The following is an 18558-nucleotide window of genomic DNA, read 5'->3' as shown; positions in this document are numbered from 1 at the left end:
GGTCGACGTCGAGGAAGGGAGCGACGGTGACACGGTGGCAGCAGCGGGTCGATGGCGCCGACTGGGACGCCGTCACCGCCGACGTCAACGCGCACGGCGGCGCCCTGCTGCCCCGGCTGGTCACCGCCACCGAAGCCGCCCGTCTCCGCGGGCTCTACCGCGACGATGACCGGTTCCGCGCGACGGTGGACATGGAACGTCACCGCTACGGCGCCGGCCAGTACCGCTATTTCGCCGCGCCCGCCCCGGACCCGATCGATCAGCTCAAACACGCGCTGTATCCCCGGCTGCTGCCGATTGCTCGTGACTGGTGGACCAAACTGGGCCGCGATACGCCCTGGCCGGACAGCCTCGATGACTGGCTTGCGATGTGCCATCGCGCGGGTCAACGAAAGCCGACCGCGCTGATGCTGCGCTACCACGCCGGTGATTGGAATGCGCTGCACCGAGATCTGTACGGCGAGCTGGTGTTTCCGCTGCAGGTCGTGATCAACCTGAACAACCCGGACACCGACTACACCGGCGGTGAGTTCCTGCTCGTCGAGCAGCGGGCCAGAGCGCAATCCCGTGGCACCGCCACCCAGATACCGCACGGGCACGGGTATGTGTTCACCACCCGGGAGCGGCCGGTCCCCTCGACGCGGGGCTGGTCGGCAGCCCCGGTGCGCCACGGTGTGTCTAGCGTGCGCTCCGGTCAGCGGTACACCCTGGGCCTGATCTTTCACGACGCCGCATAGGGTTACCCGGTCCGGCGTAGGACGAACACGTTGTCGGCCAGCGTGCCGGACTGTCCGTCCGGGCCGATGGCGGTCCGCTCGACGCGTTCGGCCCGCACCCGAGTCCACCGCGCGTCGTCGAGCTGCAGCGCGTTCAGAACGCGGTCGACGGTCGGGAATTCGTGGTTGCGGGCATGTTCTCCGGCCCACGGCGGGGCGGCGGCGTGATCGACGATCAGCAGCGTTCCGCCCACCGACACCGCGGCGGCCGCCCGTCGCAGCACCTCGTCGCGGTCGAGGCGCACCGGGGAGTGCAGGAACTGGGCCTGCACCAGGTCGAACTGTCCGCCCGGGAAGCTGGCGGGCAGGTGATGACACTGGAACTCGATGCCGGACAGCACGTTCCGTTCCTGCGCGGCTGCCCGACCGCGCTGCAGCGCCGTTTGCGAAACGTCCACAGCGCACACCCGCCAACCCCGCTCGGCCAGCCAGATGGCGTCCGCCCCCTCCCCGCAGCCCACGTCCAGGGCCCGACCGGCGGGCAGCTCCGAGGCCAGCTCCACCAGCCGGGCGTTCACCCGGCCGCTCCACACCTTCTCGGTGTAGAACTCGTCCCAGAATTCGCGCGGGTCCTGCTCGGGGTCAGTCATCGACGTTCGCTCCTTCGGCAACGTGCGGAAACGGCAGACCGTAATCCTCGGCGGCCAGGCTCTGCACGACCGCGGCCGCGGCGCGCGAGCCCGCCGCGATCACCGCGGCGACCTGCGGTAGCTCCCCGGTGATATCCCCGGCGGCGAACACCCCGGGAATCGAGGTGCGGCACAGCGGATCCACCCCGACAGCGTCTGCAGCCAACGGGGTGGGCGCGGCCGCTGAAGCGCCGAGCTGTTCGGCGAGCCTGTTGCGCTGCCGCATCGCGGTGGCGACCAGCAGGCCCCGGCGGGACAACCGGGCACCGTCGGCGAACACCACCGCCGACAGTTCGCCGTCGCGACCGTCGAGCGCCGCGACCGGCCGTTCATCGACCGCGACGCCGGCGGCGGCCAGGGCGGCCCGAGCGTCGTCGTCGAGGTCGGCGGCACCGTCGGTCAGCACCACGATGTCGTTGCTCCAACACCGCAACAACAAAGCCAGATGCAGTGCCTGGCCGCCCCGGGCCAGCACCGCCAGCGGCTGATCCCGCACCTCCCAGCCGTGACAGAACGGACAGTGGAACACCGAACGGCCCCAAAGCCCGTCGAGTCCGGGCAGCGCCGGCGGCTGATACACCATCCCGGCCGCCAGCAATACCCGTCGGGCCCGCTCGCCGGTCCCGTCATCCAGGCGAACAGCGAATTCTTCTCCCACGCGCTCGATCTCGACCACCTCAGCGGTACGCACCGGCACGCCGTAGGATGCGAGTTCATCGCGGCCGGCACGGTACAGCTCGGCCGGTGCGCGACCGTCGTGACCCAACAGGCCGCCGATACCGTGCGCGGCGCGGTTGCTCTGCTCCCCCGCATCGATCACCAGCGTGCGCCGGCGGGCCCGCCCCAAGACCAAACCCGCGCTAAGCCCAGCGGCACCGCCGCCCACGATCACGCAATCCCAGATATCGGTCATACATCCGAGCTTGCAGGCACCCCGGCACAAGTGGCAAGCTGATTTGCCATGCAGGCAAACGACGGGGAGAGCGATGTCGACCTGCGGGTGCGGCGCCGGCTCCGTGAGCTGCGCACCGAGCAGGGTTTGACGCTGGAGGATGTGGCCACTCAGGCCGGCATCGACGTCTCGACACTCAGCCGTCTGGAATCGGGCAAGCGGCGCCTGGCATTGGATCATCTACCCCGGCTGGCAGCGGCGCTGTCGGTCAGCACCGACGAACTGCTGCGCGCCCCCGAGCAACCGGACCCGCGGGTGCGGGGTGCCTCGCAGACCCACCACGGCATCACCTACTGGCCGCTGACCCGGCACGGGCCGGCCGGCGGCCTACACGCCTTCAAGATCCGCGTCAGCGTCCGGCGGCGCCGCCCGCAGCAGTTGCCGGTGCACGACGGCCAGGAGTGGATGTATGTGCTGTCCGGTCGGCTGCGGCTAGTGCTGGGCGACGACGAATTCGTGGTTCAGCCTGGCGAAGCCGTGGAGTTCTCTACCCGCACGCCACACTGGTTCGGCGCGATCGACGGGCCCGCCGAGGCGATCGTCATCTTCGGCGCCCACGGCGAACGGGTGCACCTGCACGACTGAAAACCGGTTACAGGTAGGCCGTTTGGTTCACCAGCCGCACCGCCGCTCCCCCGTCGGCGAAGAATTCGGCGATGCTCAACGACGCCAGGTCCAGGTGCAGTCGGTACAGGATCGACGGGCCGGCGTCCAACGCCAGCCGCAGCACCGTTTTGATCGGGGTCACGTGCGACACCACCAGCACGGTGGCGCCGCCGTGTTCGGCGATGATGCGGTTGCGGGCGCGGCGCACCCGGCGCTGCACGGCATCGAAACTCTCGCCGCCGGGCGGGTTGGTGCTGGTGTCGCGCAGCCAGCGCCCGTGCAGTTCGGGGTCACGCTGGGCGGCTTCGGCGAACGTCAACCCTTCCCAGGCCCCGAAATCGGTTTCGGTCAGGTCTTCGTCGACCACCACGTCCAGGCTCAGCAGTTTGGCTGCCGCTGTCGCGGTGTCGTAGCAGCGCTGCAACGGTGAGCTGATCACCGCCGAAATCCCGCCGCGCCCGGCCAGATACCGCGCGGCGGCGTCGGCCTGCCGCCGGCCCAGCTCGGTCAGGGCCGGATTGCCGCGCCCCGAGTAGCGCCGCTCCACCGACAACGCGGTCTGCCCGTGCCGCAGCAGCAACATCCGGGTCGGGGTGCCGAGGGCGCCGGTCCATCCGGGCGCGGTTGGTGCCGCCGCTTTTTCGGCAGGCGGTTGCTCGGGTGCGGCGGCGGCATCCATCGCCTCATTGGCCAGCCGGTCGGCGTAGGAGTTCTTCTCCCGCGGAATCCAGCGGTACCCGATCTGCTCGAATCGCGCGGCCAGGTCACGGGCCTGGGCGTACAGCACCGCCAGATCCGCGTTCTTGACCTTCCAGCGCCCGGACATCTGCTCGACGACAAGTTTCGAATCCATCGCCACCGCAACCTCGGTGGCGCCCAGCCGTGCGGCCTCGGACAGGCCCGCGATCAGTCCGCGATATTCGGCGACATTATTGGTGGCCCGGCCGATCGCCTCCTTGGCCTCGGCCAGCACCATCGCGCGGTCCGCGCTCCACACCACCGCCCCGTAGCCGGCCGGCCCCGGGTTTCCCCGCGAACCACCGTCGGCCTCGACGAGCACCTTCACTAGGACGCCCTGACCCGCAACAGAATCGCCCCGCACTCCGGGCAGCGCAATACGTCGTCTTCGGCGGCCGCCGAGATCCGGGACATCTCACCGCGGTCGATCTCGATCCGGCACGCGCCGCACCGCTGACCCTGCAGTTGACCGGCGCCCGCGCCGCCGGCCGCACGCTGGCGTTCATAGAGCGCGACCAGGTCCGGGGACAGCGCGACGATCAGCTCGTCGCGGCGCGCCATCCGCTGCCCGCGGTTGTCCTCCACATCGGCCAGTGCGCTGTCACGTTGCTGCTGTGCGGTGCTCAACTCGGCCTGCAACCCATCCACAGCGGCCTGCTCGGTCGCCTGCACGGCCTGCAACTCTTCGCGGCGCTCCATCACCTCCAGCAGCGACTCCTCCAGGCTGCTCTGGCGGCGCTGCAGGGTTTCCAGTTCGTGCTGAAGGTCGGACAGCTGCTTGGCATTGGTTGCCCCCGAATTCAGCAGCGAGCGGTCCCGGTCTTCGCGTTGGCGCACCCCGTCGATCTCCGCCTCGAAACGCGTCACCTGGGCGTCCAGGTCCTCCAAGGCGATTCGCACCGCACCCAGCCGGTCGGTGGCCGCCAGATGGTCGGCCTGGACCCGCTCGAGCTGCTGTTGTTCGGGCAGGTGCGCCGCGCGGTGTGCGATGCGCGACAGTTCCGCGTCGATCTCCACCAAGTCAAGAAGTGAGCGTTGTTGTGCCACTTCAGCTTTCATGACCTTCCCTCTCTGTGTCGACGTTCCAGGGATCGGTGCGGGTGGCGCTGACCCGCACCGGCAGCGTTGCGCCGAATGCTGTTCGTAGTACCTCCGCCGCTTGGTGGCACCACGGGTATTCGCTGGCCCAGTGCGCGACGTCGATCAGCGCCACCGGTGAGGCCCGGCGGTGCTCGTCGGCGGGGTGGTGGCGCAGGTCAGCGGTCAGGTACGCCTGCACGTCGGCGCCCGCCGCGACCGACAGCAGCGAGTCGCCGGCGCCGCCGCACACCGCGACCCGCGACACCGGCAGGTCGGGATCACCGGCGGCGCGCACTCCCCACGCGGTGGCCGGCAGAGCGGCGGCGACTCGTGTCACGAAGTCACGCAACGGCTCCGGACGGGGCAGCGTGCCGATCCGGCCCAGCCCGACGCCAGTGGGCGTCGGTTGCAGCGCGAACACGTCGAAGGCGGGTTCCTCGTAGGGATGCGCGGCGCGCAGCGCGGCCAGCACCTGTGCGCGCGCCCGCGCCGGGGCGATGACTTCGACCCGGTCCTCGCTGACCTGCTCCACGGCGCCCACCTGACCGACGGCCGGCGTCGCCCCGGCCCCAGGCAGGAACTGGCCGATCCCGGTGACGCTCCAACTGCACTGCGAGTAGGCGCCGATCCCGCCGGCACCGGCCGCGAACACCGCGTCGCGCACCGCACCGGCCTGCGCAACCGGCACGTAGATCACCCACTTGTCCAGATCGCTCGTGTTCGACCGCGGCTCGAGCACCGCCTCCACCGTCAGCCCCAGCACCTGGGCCAGCGCGTCGGAGACCCCCGGCGACGCCGAGTCGGCATTGGTGTGCGCGGTGAACAACGAACGCCCAGAACGAATCAGGCGATGGATCAACGCCCCCTTGGGGGTGCTGGCGGCGACGGTGTCCACCCCGCGCAGCAGCAACGGGTGATGTGCCAGCAGCAGGCCGTGGTCGGGAACCTCGTCGACGACGGCCGCGGTCGCGTCCACGGCGATGGTCACCGATTCCAGTACGTCGTCGGGGTCGCCGCACACCAACCCGACCGAATCCCACGACTCGGCCAACTGCGGCGGGTAGGCCGTGTCCAGCACGTCCATCACATCGGCCAGCCGTGCCGTCACGCCAACACTCCCGCGACCGCCTGCACCAGCGTCGGCCACTCCCGTCGCACCGCGGCCCGCAGATACTGGCCATTCAAGCCGACGAAGGTGTCGCAGCGTCGCACCGTAATCCCGTTAGCCCGCAAATGTTTACGCATCAGGATCGCATCGGGTACACCGAACAGCACGAACGGTGCGCGCCCGTCGATCACGTCGGCCCCCGTCTTTGTCAGCGCCGCCACCATCTGCGCGCGCAGCGCCGCCAGCTCGCGGGCGGCCTCAGCGGCCTGTGCCACCGCGTCGGGTGCGCTACAGGCCGCGATCGCCGCCAGTTGCAGGGTGCCCAGCGGCCAGTGCGGGCGCCGCGCGGTCAGCCGCGCCAACACCTCGGGGGCACCGAGGGCATAGCCGACCCGCAGGCCCGGCAGCGACCAGGTCTTGGTCAGGCTGCGCAGCACCACCACATCGGGCAGCGACTCTCCGGCCAGCGACTGGGGCTCGCCGGGAACGGCGTCGGCGAACGCCTCGTCGATCACCAGGATCCGGCCGGGACGCCGCAGTGCCAGGATCTCGGCGCGGTCGTGCAGCACCGAGGTCGGATTGGTCGGATTGCCCACCACCACCAGGTCGGCGTCCTCGGGCACCGCGGCGCTGCCCAGCCGAAACGGCGGCGGCAGCACGACCTGGCAGAACGGCACACCCGCCGCGGCCAGCACCACCTCGGGTTCGGTGAACGAGGGCGCGATCAGCGCGGCCCGGGCCGGGTGCAGGTTGGGCAGCAGGGCGAAACCCTCACTCGCCCCGGCCAGCAGCGCAACCTCCTCGCGGGGCCGGTTATGCCGGGCGGCGACGGCGTCGACCGCGGTCTGCTGGTCGTCGGCGCTCGGGTAGCGGGCAAGATCGGGCAGCGCGTCAGCCAGCCGAGCCAGCAACCAGTCCGGCGGGCAGGCGTCGCGGACATTGACGGCGAAGTCCAGGTGGCCCGCCTCGACGGCCTGATCGCCGTGGTAACGCGCGGCAACGCGCGGGATCGTCGGTGCGGGGCCGGTCACAGGGGCAACAGTACCCACATCGACTCTGCACTCACGGCGCACTCTTCTCGAACTTTTCCGCCGCACGCGCAGAGTCAGCGCCCGGGGTGCCGACGCTAGGCTTTTGGTATGCCGGTGGGTTCGATCGAGTGGGTGGACGGCGCGGTGGTCACCGTCGACCAACGTGCGCTGCCCGGCGAGGTGCGCATGCTGCGGCTCACCAGCGTCGACGAGCTGATCGACGCGATCCAGACGCTGGCCGTTCGGGGGGCGCCGGCCCTCGGGCTGTGCGGCGCGTTCGGGGTAGCGCTGGCCGCCGCGGCGCACGACGACGACCCGCAGCGGGTGCACTCGGAGGCCGCCCGGCTCGCAGCGGCCCGCCCGACCGCGGTCAACCTGGCGTGGGGTGTGCAGCGCGCGCTGGCCGCGTTGCCCGCCGGGGTGCAGGCGGTACTGGACGAGGCGCTGCACCTGGCGGCCGAGGGTGACCAGATGAACAAGGCCGCGGCCACCCACGCCGCGGACCTGGTGCAGCAGCTGTGCCCGGATCGGCCACTGCGGGTGCTCACCCACTGCAACACCGGGCGGCTGGCCACCGGGGGGTTCGGCACCGCGCTGGGGGCCGTGGAGGTGCTGTATGCCCGCGGGGCGCTTGAGGGTGTGCTGGTCGACGAGACCCGGCCGCTGCTGCAAGGCGCCCGGCTGACTGCCTGGGAGCTCGCCGAGGCCGGCATCCCCTACCGGCTGACCGTCGATTCGGCGGCGGCGTGGGCGATGGCCAACGGGCAGGTGGATTGCGTGATCGTCGGCGCCGACCGGATCACCGCCGACGGGTCGGTGGCCAACAAGGTCGGCACCTACTCGCTGGCCCTGGCGGCCCGACACCACCGGCTGCCGTTCATCGTGGTGGCGCCCGAATCCACCCGTGATGCGGCGACCGCCACCGGCGCCGACATCGTGGTCGAGGAGCGGGCCGCCCCTGAGATCACCCACATCGGCGCCGCGCCGACCGCACCACAGGGCACCGCGGTGTTCAATCCCGCCTTCGACGTGACACCGCCGCACCTGATCACGGCGGTGGTCACCGAGAACGGCGTCGTCGAGTCCAGCGCGGTCGGCCAGCAGATCGCCGAGATGTCGCTGGCCCTTTACGGCCGGGGCTGGATGCCGGGGACGGCCGGCAACATCTCGGTGCGCACCGGCACCACTGCGCTGATCACCGGGTCGGGGCTGTCCAAGGGCGAGCTGACTGCGGACGACATGGCGACGGTCGCCGTCGCCGACTCCGCGGCGGTATCCGGCGCGGCCCGGCCGTCGGCCGAAACGGCGATCCATACCGCCGTGTACCGAGCGGTGCCGACGGCCGGGGCCGTCGTACACGTGCACTCCCCGCATGCCACCGCGCTGTCGGCCGGCGCGTCCGAGACCATGCACTTCGCCGGCTACGAGCTCATCAAAGGGCTTGGCAGGTCAGGCGATATCGACGTCCCGGTGTTCGCCAACCATCCCGAGGTGGCGCGCATCGGTGCCGACGTCGAGCGTCATCTCAGCGCGCACCCGGATGCGCCGCCGGTGCTGTTCATCGCCGGGCACGGCATCACCGGATGGGGCGCGGACCTCGCGCAGGCCCGCGACCGGGTGGAGTGCCTGGAGGGCATCTGCGAGTTGGTGACGCTGACCGGGAGGCCGACGCTATGACCCTGCTGCAGGTGATGGCCGACGACGACGCCGACGAGGTGCGGCTGCGGACCACCGACGCCGACGTGATCGGTGCCGAACTCGCCCGGCGCGGCATCGATTTCGACCGCTGGCCGCTGGCCGACGACGCGGGCGACGACGTGGTGGCGCGCTACGGCGACCGGATCGCCGTGCTCAACGCGGACGGGCGCTACCAGTTGATCGATGTGGCGCGGATGCAGAACGCGGATCCGGACAGTGCCGCCGTCGCGCGGGAGAAGTTTCGCGCCGAGCACCGCCACGCCGAGCACGAGGTGCGCTTCTTCGCCGCCGGCCGGGCCTGCTTCTATCTGCATCTGGGCGCCGAGGTCGCCGCGCTGGTCTGCGAGGCCGGTGATCTGGTGTCGGTGCCGGCCGGCACCCGGCACTGGTTCGACATGGGCGCGCAGCCCTGCTTCACCGCGATTCGGTTCTTCGAACGGCCCGACGGCTGGGTCGGCGACTTCACCGGCGATCCGATCGCGCAGCGCTTCCCCAGCCTCGATGAACTGCGGTGATCAGCACCGTCGTTCTCGACATCGAGGGCACCACCAGCCCGACCTCGGCGGTGCGCGACGACCTGTACGGCTACACGCGCCGGCACCTGGGCGCCTGGCTTGCCGAGGGCGGGCCCGAGGCCGCCGGAGTCATCGCCGAGACCGGTTCGATCGCCGGACGTCCCGACGCCGACGCCACCGTGGTCGCTGAGATTCTGTGTGGCTGGCTGGATTCCGATGTGAAGACCGCGCCGCTGAAAACTGCGCAGGGCATCATCTGCGCCGCAGGCTTTCGCGCCGGGGATCTGCACGGCGAGTTCTTCGACGACGTGGCGCCCGCGCTGCGGGCCTGGCACGACGCCGGGCTGGGGTTGTGCGTGTTCTCCTCCGGGTCGGTGCGTAATCAGCAGGATTGGTTCGCCCACGCCCGCGGCGGCGAGTTGGCGTCGCTGATCAGCGGCTGGTTCGACCTGAGTACCGCCGGCGGCAAGCAGGACGCTGCCTCGTATCGGCGGATCGCCGACACGATTGGCCTGCCCGCCACGCAGATCCTGTTCCTGACCGACCACCCCGGCGAACTCGACGCCGCCGCGGCTGCCGGCTGGGCGGTCGTGGGCGTGGCGCGGCCCGGCGAGCCGCACCGGCCGCGGCCGCCGCAACGCTGGGTGGGGTCGTTCGACCAGGTGGATCCGCGCATCTTCGGCGAGCGTGCGTGTCCCCGGTCCGACACGCCGTGAGTTCCCCTGGTCCACAGACGCCCGCCGCTTGAAGTCGCTGCATTCCGGTATCCGCAACAGCGAGGTAAGGACATCCTCGCGACCTGTCAGTGGCCCCCTATATACAGTTCCGTTCAGCTTCGGATGCGATGAATGGGGTGGCCACGTGATAACCGGCGAACTGAAGGCCAAGGTGGACCGCGCCTGGGACGCGTTCTGGTCCGGCGGGATCTCCAACCCGATGGAGGTCATCGAACAGATCACCTACCTGCTGTTCATCCGCCGCCTCGACGACCTCAACACCCTGGCCGAGAACAGAGCCCGACGCGGCGGCAGCTCCGAGGGCATCGTCTTCGGCCCGGATCAGCAGCAGCTGCGCTGGTCACGACTCAAGGACACCGCGCCCGAGGTGATGCACAAGACGGTCGCCGACGAGGTCTTCCCGTTCCTGCGCGCCCTGGGCGGCGACGGGTCCACCTACTCCGAGCACATGCGCGACGCCCGGTTCACCATTCCCACCGCAGCGTTGCTGTCCCGGGTGGTGGACCTGCTCGACGACATCCCGATGGCCGACCGTGACACCAACGGCGACCTCTACGAATACCTGCTGTCCAAGATCGCCGCCGCCGGCGTCAACGGCCAGTTCCGCACCCCGCGGCACATCATCGCGTTGATGGTCGCGATGACGGCGCCTGGCCCGGCCGACGAGATCTGCGACCCGGCGTGCGGCACCGCCGGCTTCCTGGTTGCGGCCGCCGAACATGTCCGTGAGCAACATCCGAGCGTGTTGACCAATGCCGAGCAGCGCCGACATTTTCACGCCAGCATGTTCCACGGCTACGACTTCGACTCGACCATGCTGCGGATCGGCTCGATGAACATGCTGCTGCACGGCATCGAGTCCCCCGACATCCGCTACCGCGACTCGCTGTCTGAGGGTGCCAGTGAAGATGCCGAGAAGTACACCCTGATCTTGGCCAACCCGCCGTTCGCGGGCTCGCTGGACTATGAGTCGACTTCCAAGGATTTGCAGCGGGTGGTCAAGACCAAGAAGACCGAGTTGCTGTTTCTGGCACTGTTTTTGAAGCTGCTCAAGCCGGGCGGTCGGGCGGCGGTGATCGTGCCCGACGGTGTGCTGTTCGGCTCTTCCAAGGCGCACAAGGAGTTGCGCCGGGTGCTTGTGGAGGACCAGAAGCTCGATGCAGTCGTGAAGCTGCCATCCGGGGTGTTCAAGCCTTATGCCGGTGTGTCGACCGCGATTCTGCTGTTCACCAAGACCAACTCCGGCGGCACCGACCAGGTCTGGTTCTATGACGTGACCGCCGACGGGTTTTCGTTGGACGACAAGCGCAATCCGGTGGACGCCAACGACCTGCCGGATACGCTGGCGCGCTGGGCTTTGCGCGACAGCTCCGAGCGGGACCGCGCCCGCACCGAGCAGTCGTTCTGCGTGCCGGTGACCGACATCGTCGCCCAGGGCTATGACCTCTCGCTGAACCGGTACAAAGAGATCGTGCACGACGAGGTCGAGCACCGGCCGCCGCTGGAGATCATCGCCGAGATCGAGGTTTTGGAGGGAGAGATCGCCAAGGGGCTGGCGGAGTTAAAGGCGATGCTGTCGTGAGGACGGTACCGCTGGGTGAGGTCGCTGCACTCGCCAGTGGTGGCACACCACGTCGTGGGGTCGCGGAGTACTACGGAGAAGGGACACCGTGGGTATCAATCACCGATCTCAATGACGGGACGGTCGAATACACGAACGAATCACTCACTCCCGCGGGGCTCGCAAACAGCGCAGCGAAGCTGGTACCCAGCGGAACCATATTGGTAGCGATGTATGGCGCCTCTATTGGGAAGCTCGGTATTGCTGGCCAAACCCTCTGCACTAACCAAGCGATCGCTGCGATCCAGCCGGACTGCAACGCGCTCGATAGCCGCTACCTGTATCACTTCCTCCTCAATCAACGTCCATCTCTACGGGCCCGAGGTCGCGGAGGAGCGCAGCCGAACATCAGCCTGGGCGACCTTCAGGACTGGCCTATCCCCCTACCGCCCCTCCCCGAGCAGCGCCGCATCGCCACGGTCCTCGACCACGCCGACGCCCTCCGCACCAAGCGCCGTCAGGTGATCAGGCACCTCGACGATCTCAAGCAATCGATCTTCCTCGACATGTTCGGCGACCCCGTCCGAAATCCGAAACAGTGGCCGACGTTTCGACTTGAAGATCACATTGCTTCGATGCAGTACGGCCCACGGTTCTATAACGAGTCCTACTCAGCGCAGGGCGTGAGGATCGTACGGATCACCGATCTTGATGGTGGTGGTTACCTCGACTTCGATTCGATGCCAAGGATGGACGTAAATGACGACGAACTCCACAAATACCTCCTGACGCCGGGGGATATCGTTTTCGCGCGCACTGGAGCTACTGTCGGCAAGCTCGCAGTCATTGCGAAGCAGGACCCACTGTGTATCGCTGGCGCCTACTTCATCCGAATCCGGCTGAAGGAGAACGTCGATCCGGCTTACGTTGCAGCAGCCCTCCGATCTCGGAGCATTCAGTCAATAATCGTGTCCGGGTCTCATCAGTCAGCGCAACAAAACTTCAGCGGACCAGGTTTGCGGTCGCTACCGCTTCCGCTCCCCCCCACTGAGCTTCAGCACCAGTTCAGCACAACCCTGACTGCGCTCACGGAGAAGCGAGCCGCCAACATCCGAGGGCAATTATCGCTCGACACCCTCTTCGCCTCCCTGCAATCCCGAGCCTTCCGCGGAGAGCTCTGATGCCTTTCGCTGTCATCGATTTCGAGACAACCGGTGCCGTACCGGAGCGCACCGACCGCGTCGTCGAGGTCGGCATCGTGCTGGCCGACGACAACTGGCAGATCGAGGATGAGTGGACGACGCTGGTCAATCCGCGTCGCGACGTTGGGCCTTCGCGCATCCACGGGCTCACCGCCGGTGATCTGCTCGGCGCCCCGGACTTCGCCGACATCAGCAGCCACGTCCTGGCGATGCTGTCCGGACGAATCGTCGTCGCGCACAACGCCAGTTTCGATATGCGCTTCCTGCATGCTGAACTGCAGCGCGCCCACTACACGGTCCCCGACCGCCCGGCGGCACTGTGCTCGATGAAATGGGCGGGCCGAGCCATCGGCACCGCCAAACTGGCGCACTGCTGCGAGGCTTTCGATATCCCCCTCGACGAAGCGCACGCCGCGTTGTGCGATGCCCGCGCGACCGCACGCCTCATGCCGCATTTGATGACGATGTGCGGCAACACCACCGAGTGGTTCGACGACCTGCGCCGGTGCTCGACCTACCTGTGGCCGAACACGTTCGGCACCGCCGCGCACATTGCTTCGGTGGTGCACCGCCAGAGCACGCAGATCGCCGAGGAATGGCTGCGCACCGTGCTGAGGTCCGCCTGGATACCCGGCACCCCCGAGGATGAAGCCGCCTACCTGCTGGTGCTCGAAGATGCGCTGCTCGACCGGTCGATCTCGCGGGCCGAAGGGCAACAGCTGATCGATACCGCCGAAGCCTCCAGGTTGCGCCCGGAAACGGTGCGGCGGTTGCACCGCGATTATCTGCGTTCGGTTGCGATCGAGGCGTTGCAGGACGGTGTAGTCACCGGCGCGGAGCGCCACGACCTGGAACTGGTCGCCGCGGCCCTCGGGATGACACCGGACAACGTCGACCAGGCCCTGCACTGGGCCGCGGCGCTCGCCACGCAGCAGACCACCGGATTGACGTTGCAGGCTGGTGACCGGGTGGTGTTCACCGGCGACATGATCCGCGGCCGCGACGAGTGGCTGGCCACTATCCGCGCCGCCGGCCTGACCTCCGGCGGGATCAGCAAGTCGACCCGCGTGGTGGTCGCAGCCGACCCCGACTCGCTGAGCGGCAAAGCCGTCAAGGCACGTCAGTACGGCATTCCCGTGATTGGCGAGGTGGCTTTCGAACGATTGTTTGACGTGTTTCGACAGTCCTCAGCCACGGCCGCACAATGCCTGCCCACAACGATCATTTAGTGACACGAATTCGCAACAATGTCACACAAGTGCCAGTAGAGTGACATTGTGGACCTGGCCATGTTCGTAAACGAACATTCCGGCTCGCTCGTCGACATCCTCGGCGCCGACCCGGCCGGCCGTGAGTGGCGACACAAGGCGTTCGTTCCCGCCCCGCTACCCGACACGATGCCAGAACTAGCCACTCCCACATTCCTGGCTGTTTCGGCAGCTCGCGCAGCCTTGGCAGCGTTGGACAGCACCTCAGGCCAGCTGCCGGATCCCACTCTGCTGCGCCTACCCATTCTGCGGCGAGAAGCCCAGAGCACGTCAGCGCTTGAAGGCACGTACGCACCACTGGCCCAGGTACTGACCGCTGATGAGGACGAACCGTCCTCAGCCGAGCTCGTCGAAATCTTGAACTACGTGCACATGGCGAACCACGCATTCCACTGGGCCGCCGACGGTCGCCCTATCTCAACGACACTGCTAGAGGACTTGCAGGGACTCCTGATGCGTGGGACTCCCCTGGCCGCGGAGTCCGGCCGCATCCGCGACACACAGGTGGTCATCGGGCTGCGCAGCAATGCCCAACCCGACTTGGTGCCGGTTCATGCTGCCCGATTCGTTCCACCGCCCCCCGGCGACCATCTGATTACCGGACTGCAGGATCTGGTCGACTGGATGCGCCGCGACCACACCACCACCATCGACCCCGTCGTCGCGGCGGCGATGTCGCACTATCAACTCGAAACGCTGCACCCGTTCCGGGATGGCAACGGCCGCCTCGGCCGGCTGCTGATCATCTTGCACCTACACGCCGCCGGGGTGCTGACCGAACCGACGTTGACCGTGTCCCCGTGGTTTGAGGCCCGTCGCAGCGAGTACTACGACCGCCTCCTCGCGGTGAGTACCACCGGAGCGTGGGACGAATTTGTGCGCTTCTTCAGCGTCGGATTGCGCGACTCAGCCGACGCGACACGTCGCCAAATGCTCGAACTAGTGGGTATACAGAACGAACTCAAAGAGGTCGTGCGCAACTCGTCACTGCGCGCTGACAGCGCGCATGCCTTGATTGACTTTGCTGTCGCCAACCCGTCGTTCACCGTCCGCAACGTCGAAGCGGCACTGGGTATCTCGTATGGACGGGCCAACAAGCTGGTCACGCAGTTGATGGATCTGGACATCCTCGACGTCGTCGATCCACACGGCTACAAACGCCGGTTCTTCGCACCGCGCGTCTTCGCCGTCCTCACCGCAGGAGCAGCCCGTTGAGCAACTTCGCCTTCCTGCAGCCTGTCGGCTGGCCAGAACTGCACGCCGACTGCGCCCGCGCCGAAAGCTACGCCACCAGTGACCCGCGCGCGGCCTGTATCTACAGCCGCCGTGCCGTGGAGCAACTGGTCGCTCACCTTTATGACGTGCTGGGGTTGCCGATCCCCTACAAGGACGACCTGTCGGCGCGCACCAATGACGCGGCCTTCCGCGCCAGGACCGGGATGGGCATCGCCCAGAAGCTGAACCTGATCCGCAAACTCGGGAACACCGCCGTACACGAATCCCGGCCGATCCCCCCGCGTGCCGCCCTCGACGCGTTGCGCGAGCTGCATCACGTGATGGTGTGGGCGGCATTTCACTACTCCACCAACCCGCAGGCGGTGCCGCTCAAGGCTGCCTTCGACGCGACACTGGCTGCCAAGGGCGCGCCGCTTTCACGCGCTGAGCTCGCCAAGATCGCCGCACGCTTCCAGGCCCAAGACGAAGCCCACGCTAAGGCCCTGCGTGAGAAAGACGAGCTCGCCGCAGCCAAGGACGCCGAAATCGCCGCGCTGCGGGTGCAGATCAGGGCCGCGCAGGCCGCCAATCAGCAGACAGACGACCGCGACTACTCCGAGACCGAGACCCGCGACCGGTTCATCGACGTGCTGCTTGCCGAGGCCGGCTGGCCACTGGCCGAAGCCCGCGACCGCGAGTACAAGGTCGCAGGCATGCCGAACAACGATGGTGTCGGCTACGTCGACTACGTGCTGTGGGGCGCCGACGGATTGCCACTAGCCGTCGTCGAAGCCAAACGGACCACCAAGAGCCCCGAGGTGGGCCAGCAGCAGGCCAAGCTGTACGCCGACTGCCTGGAGAAAATGACCGGTCGCCGTCCAGTCATCTTCTACACCAACGGATACGAGCATTGGTTGTGGGACGACGTCGCCGGCTATCCGCCGCGGCCAGTGCAAGGTTTTCTGACCCGCGACGAGTTGGAGTTGTTGGTTCACCGCCGCCACGCCCGCCAACCACTGCACGAGGCCCCCATCGACGCCGAGATCGTGGAGCGCCACTACCAGCATCGCGCCATCCGGGCTATCGACGGCGCCTTCACCACCAAACAGCGCGAGGCCCTGCTGGTGATGGCGACCGGATCCGGCAAGACCCGCACCGTCATCGCCCTGGTCGACCAACTGATGAAGGCCGGCTGGGTCAAACGGGTGCTGTTCCTGGCCGACCGCACCGCACTGGTCAACCAGGCGGTCAACGCGTTCAAGACCCATCTGCCGGCCGTCACCACCGTCAACCTGGTCACCGAGAAGATCACCGATGGCCGTGTCTACACATCGACCTACCCGACGATGATGAACCTCATCAACGACACCGATTCGGGCCTGCGGACATTCGGCCCGGGATACTTCGATCTGGTGGTCATCGACGAGGCGCACCGCTCGGTGTACCAGAAGTACCGCGCCATCTTCGACTGGTTCGACTCGCTGCTGGTAGGGCTGACCGCCACCCCCAAGGATGAGGTCGATCACAACACCTACCGGCTGTTCCACCTCGAAGACGGAGTGCCGACGGATGCCTATAGCCTCGATGAAGCGGTGGCCGAGGGATTTCTGGTTCCGCCGGTGGGGGTGTCGGTCGGCACCAAGTTCTTAGAGCAGGGCATCCGCTACGACGACCTGCCCGAAGACCAGAAGGATGAGTGGGACGCCCTGGACTGGGGCGAGGACACCGATCCGCCCGACGCCGTAGCCGCCGAAGAGCTCAACCGGTTCCTATTCAATGAGGACACCGTCGACAAGGTGTTGGCAACCCTGATGGACAAGGGCCACAAGGTCGCCGGCGGCGACCGTCTGGGCAAGACCATCATCTTCGCCAAGAACCAGGAACACGCCGAGTTCATCGCACGACGATTTGACGATCAATACCCGGAATACGCCGGGCAATTCGCGCGAGTCATCACCCACGCGACGACCTATGCCCAAAGCCTGATCGACGACTTCTCCGTCGCCGACAAAGCCCCGCATATCGCCATCTCGGTGGACATGCTCGATACCGGCATCGATGTGCCCGAGGTTGTGAACCTGGTGTTCTTCAAGCGGGTCCGGTCCAAGAGCAAGTTCTGGCAGATGATCGGTCGCGGCACCCGGCTTTGCAAAGACCTCTACGGCCCGGACCGGCACAAGCAAAACTTCTATGTCTTCGACTTCTGCGGCAACCTCGAGTTCTTCAATCAGGACCTGCCCGGCTCGGAAGGCTCGGTGCAAAAGTCGCTGCAACAGCGGCTTTTCGAGACCCGACTTGGGCTGATCACCGCGCTCGACCAGGTCGTGGCACCCACCGAGCCCGAGCCGCCGGAGGGAACGGGCGAGCAGACCAAGCGAGGCCTGCGCGTCGACACCGCCTGGTTGCTGCACCGCGTCGTGGTCGGGATGAATCTGGACAACTTCCTCGTGCGTCCTCAGCGCAAATGGGTCGAGCACTACGGACAATGGTCGGCCTGGGCCCAGCTGACCACCGACGAAGCAGGAGATCTCTGCGAACACCTGGCCGGTCTGCCCTCCACGCACAAGGACGACGACGAGGCCGCCAAGCGGTTTGATCTGTTGGTTCTACGGCGCCAACTGGCCCAGTTGGAAGGCGACGCCGTCGCCACCGAACGTCTCCGCGAACAGATTCAGAACATAGCCGCGGGACTGCTTGCCAAGACGACCATCCCGCAAGTGCGCGCCCAGCAGGTACTGCTCGACGAGGTCGCCAACGACGAGTGGTGGATCGACGTCACCCTGCCAATGCTGGAACTCGCACGACGACGACTACGCGGCCTGATCACCTTCCTGGACAAGACCAGAAAGGCGACGGTGTACACCGACTTCGAGGACGAACTCGGCGACGCCACCCTGATCGACCTGCCCGGCGTCACTCCCGGCACGAACTGGGAGCGCTTCAAGGCCAAGGCCGCTGCCTACCTCAACACCCACCGCGACCATGTGGCCCTGCAGCGGCTGCGACGCAACAAGCCGCTCACCGCCGACGATCTGCAAGCGCTGGAGCAGATGCTGGTCGACAGCGGTGCCGGTGATACGACGGACATCGCCCAAGCCAGTGAGCAGGCCCACGGCCTGGGGTTGTTCATCCGCTCACTGGTGGGTCTGGACCGGACGGCCGCGGTCGAAGCGTTCGGGAAGTATCTCGACGGCACCGCGTTCACCGTCGACCAGATTCGCTTCGTCACGCTGATCGTCGATGAGCTCACCAGCAACGGGCTAATGGATCCGGCACGCTTGTACGAGTCGCCGTTCACCGACCATGCGCCGACCGGCCCGGAGACGGTGTTCGGCGAGGCCGACGTCGACAACATCGTCACCATCCTTCGCACCATCAAGGCCAATGCGGCGCCGAGCGACGTGGTCGCGTAGGCCGCCGGGATCGCCACTGAAATAGACGT

Annotated in this window: 16 protein-coding genes; 10 read left to right on the top strand and 6 right to left on the bottom strand. The window is 67.5% G+C overall.

The window, feature by feature from the left end; all coding sequences use genetic code 11:
• The first annotated feature begins 26 nt into the window (after positions 1 to 26).
• Entirely contained in the window at positions 27 to 737 is a 711-nt protein-coding gene (locus AC5Y36_RS04495) for a 2OG-Fe(II) oxygenase (protein WP_500039654.1), read from the top strand.
• A gap of 2 nt (positions 738 to 739) precedes the next feature.
• Here the strand turns inward: AC5Y36_RS04495 and AC5Y36_RS04490 are convergent, their stop codons facing one another.
• The gene (locus AC5Y36_RS04490) at positions 740 to 1366 is read right to left on the bottom strand and encodes a class I SAM-dependent methyltransferase (protein ID WP_500039653.1); all 627 of its coding nucleotides are present in this window, start codon (positions 1364 to 1366) and stop codon (positions 740 to 742) included.
• The gene (locus AC5Y36_RS04485) at positions 1359 to 2318 is read right to left on the bottom strand and encodes an NAD(P)/FAD-dependent oxidoreductase (RefSeq protein WP_500039652.1); all 960 of its coding nucleotides are present in this window, start codon (positions 2316 to 2318) and stop codon (positions 1359 to 1361) included. Before AC5Y36_RS04485 ends, AC5Y36_RS04490 begins: the two co-directional genes overlap by 8 nt.
• Before the next feature lie 48 nt (positions 2319 to 2366).
• Here AC5Y36_RS04485 and AC5Y36_RS04480 point away from each other — a divergent pair, with 48 nt between their 5' ends.
• Positions 2367 to 2942: a helix-turn-helix domain-containing protein gene (locus tag AC5Y36_RS04480; protein WP_500039651.1), complete on the top strand. Its 576-nt coding sequence runs from the start codon at positions 2367 to 2369 to the stop codon at positions 2940 to 2942.
• Positions 2943 to 2949: 7 nt separating this feature from the next.
• Here AC5Y36_RS04480 and AC5Y36_RS04475 read toward each other — a convergent pair whose 3' ends face one another.
• Genes AC5Y36_RS04475 through cobC form a run of 4 tightly spaced genes read right to left on the bottom strand, consistent with a single transcriptional unit; the run spans position 2950 to position 6920 of the window.
• On the bottom strand, positions 2950 to 4029 hold the full coding sequence (locus tag AC5Y36_RS04475) for a bifunctional RNase H/acid phosphatase (protein ID WP_500039650.1): 1080 nt from the start codon (positions 4027 to 4029) through the stop codon (positions 2950 to 2952).
• Entirely contained in the window at positions 4029 to 4760 is a 732-nt protein-coding gene (locus AC5Y36_RS04470; RefSeq protein WP_500039649.1) for a zinc ribbon domain-containing protein, read from the bottom strand. Before AC5Y36_RS04470 ends, AC5Y36_RS04475 begins: the two co-directional genes overlap by 1 nt.
• On the bottom strand, positions 4750 to 5889 hold the full coding sequence (locus AC5Y36_RS04465; protein ID WP_500039648.1) for a Nif3-like dinuclear metal center hexameric protein: 1140 nt from the start codon (positions 5887 to 5889) through the stop codon (positions 4750 to 4752). The genes AC5Y36_RS04470 and AC5Y36_RS04465 overlap by 11 nt, the downstream gene beginning before the upstream one ends.
• Positions 5886 to 6920, bottom strand: a complete 1035-nt coding sequence (cobC, locus tag AC5Y36_RS04460) for an Rv2231c family histidinol phosphate aminotransferase CobC (RefSeq protein WP_500039647.1) — start codon at positions 6918 to 6920, stop codon at positions 5886 to 5888. The genes AC5Y36_RS04465 and cobC overlap by 4 nt, the downstream gene beginning before the upstream one ends.
• Before the next feature lie 108 nt (positions 6921 to 7028).
• Here cobC and mtnA point away from each other — a divergent pair, with 108 nt between their 5' ends.
• The 8 genes from mtnA to AC5Y36_RS04420 all read left to right on the top strand — a co-directional run bounded on the left by mtnA (position 7029) and on the right by AC5Y36_RS04420 (position 18529).
• Positions 7029 to 8597, top strand: a complete 1569-nt coding sequence (gene mtnA, locus AC5Y36_RS04455; protein ID WP_500039646.1) for an S-methyl-5-thioribose-1-phosphate isomerase — start codon at positions 7029 to 7031, stop codon at positions 8595 to 8597.
• Positions 8594 to 9133, top strand: coding sequence for a 1,2-dihydroxy-3-keto-5-methylthiopentene dioxygenase (locus AC5Y36_RS04450; protein ID WP_500039645.1), 540 nt, complete (start codon positions 8594 to 8596; stop codon positions 9131 to 9133). Before mtnA ends, AC5Y36_RS04450 begins: the two co-directional genes overlap by 4 nt.
• Positions 9130 to 9849, top strand: a complete 720-nt coding sequence (mtnC, locus tag AC5Y36_RS04445; RefSeq protein WP_500039644.1) for an acireductone synthase — start codon at positions 9130 to 9132, stop codon at positions 9847 to 9849. Before AC5Y36_RS04450 ends, mtnC begins: the two co-directional genes overlap by 4 nt.
• Positions 9850 to 9994: 145 nt before the next feature.
• The gene (locus AC5Y36_RS04440; RefSeq protein ID WP_500039643.1) at positions 9995 to 11452 is read left to right on the top strand and encodes a type I restriction-modification system subunit M; all 1458 of its coding nucleotides are present in this window, start codon (positions 9995 to 9997) and stop codon (positions 11450 to 11452) included.
• On the top strand, positions 11449 to 12612 hold the full coding sequence (locus tag AC5Y36_RS04435; RefSeq protein WP_500039642.1) for a restriction endonuclease subunit S: 1164 nt from the start codon (positions 11449 to 11451) through the stop codon (positions 12610 to 12612). Before AC5Y36_RS04440 ends, AC5Y36_RS04435 begins: the two co-directional genes overlap by 4 nt.
• Positions 12612 to 13862, top strand: coding sequence for an exonuclease domain-containing protein (locus AC5Y36_RS04430; protein ID WP_500039641.1), 1251 nt, complete (start codon positions 12612 to 12614; stop codon positions 13860 to 13862). The genes AC5Y36_RS04435 and AC5Y36_RS04430 overlap by 1 nt, the downstream gene beginning before the upstream one ends.
• A 48-nt stretch (positions 13863 to 13910) precedes the next feature.
• Positions 13911 to 15116, top strand: a complete 1206-nt coding sequence (locus AC5Y36_RS04425) for a Fic family protein (protein WP_500039640.1) — start codon at positions 13911 to 13913, stop codon at positions 15114 to 15116.
• On the top strand, positions 15113 to 18529 hold the full coding sequence (locus AC5Y36_RS04420; protein WP_500039639.1) for a DEAD/DEAH box helicase family protein: 3417 nt from the start codon (positions 15113 to 15115) through the stop codon (positions 18527 to 18529). Before AC5Y36_RS04425 ends, AC5Y36_RS04420 begins: the two co-directional genes overlap by 4 nt.
• Positions 18530 to 18558: the final 29 nt, after the last annotated feature.

The sequence above is a fragment of the Mycobacterium sp. NGS50 genome (genome assembly GCF_059812545.1).
Note: the sequence above shows the minus strand (reverse complement) of the source record. Positions and strands in the feature narration are given on the sequence as shown.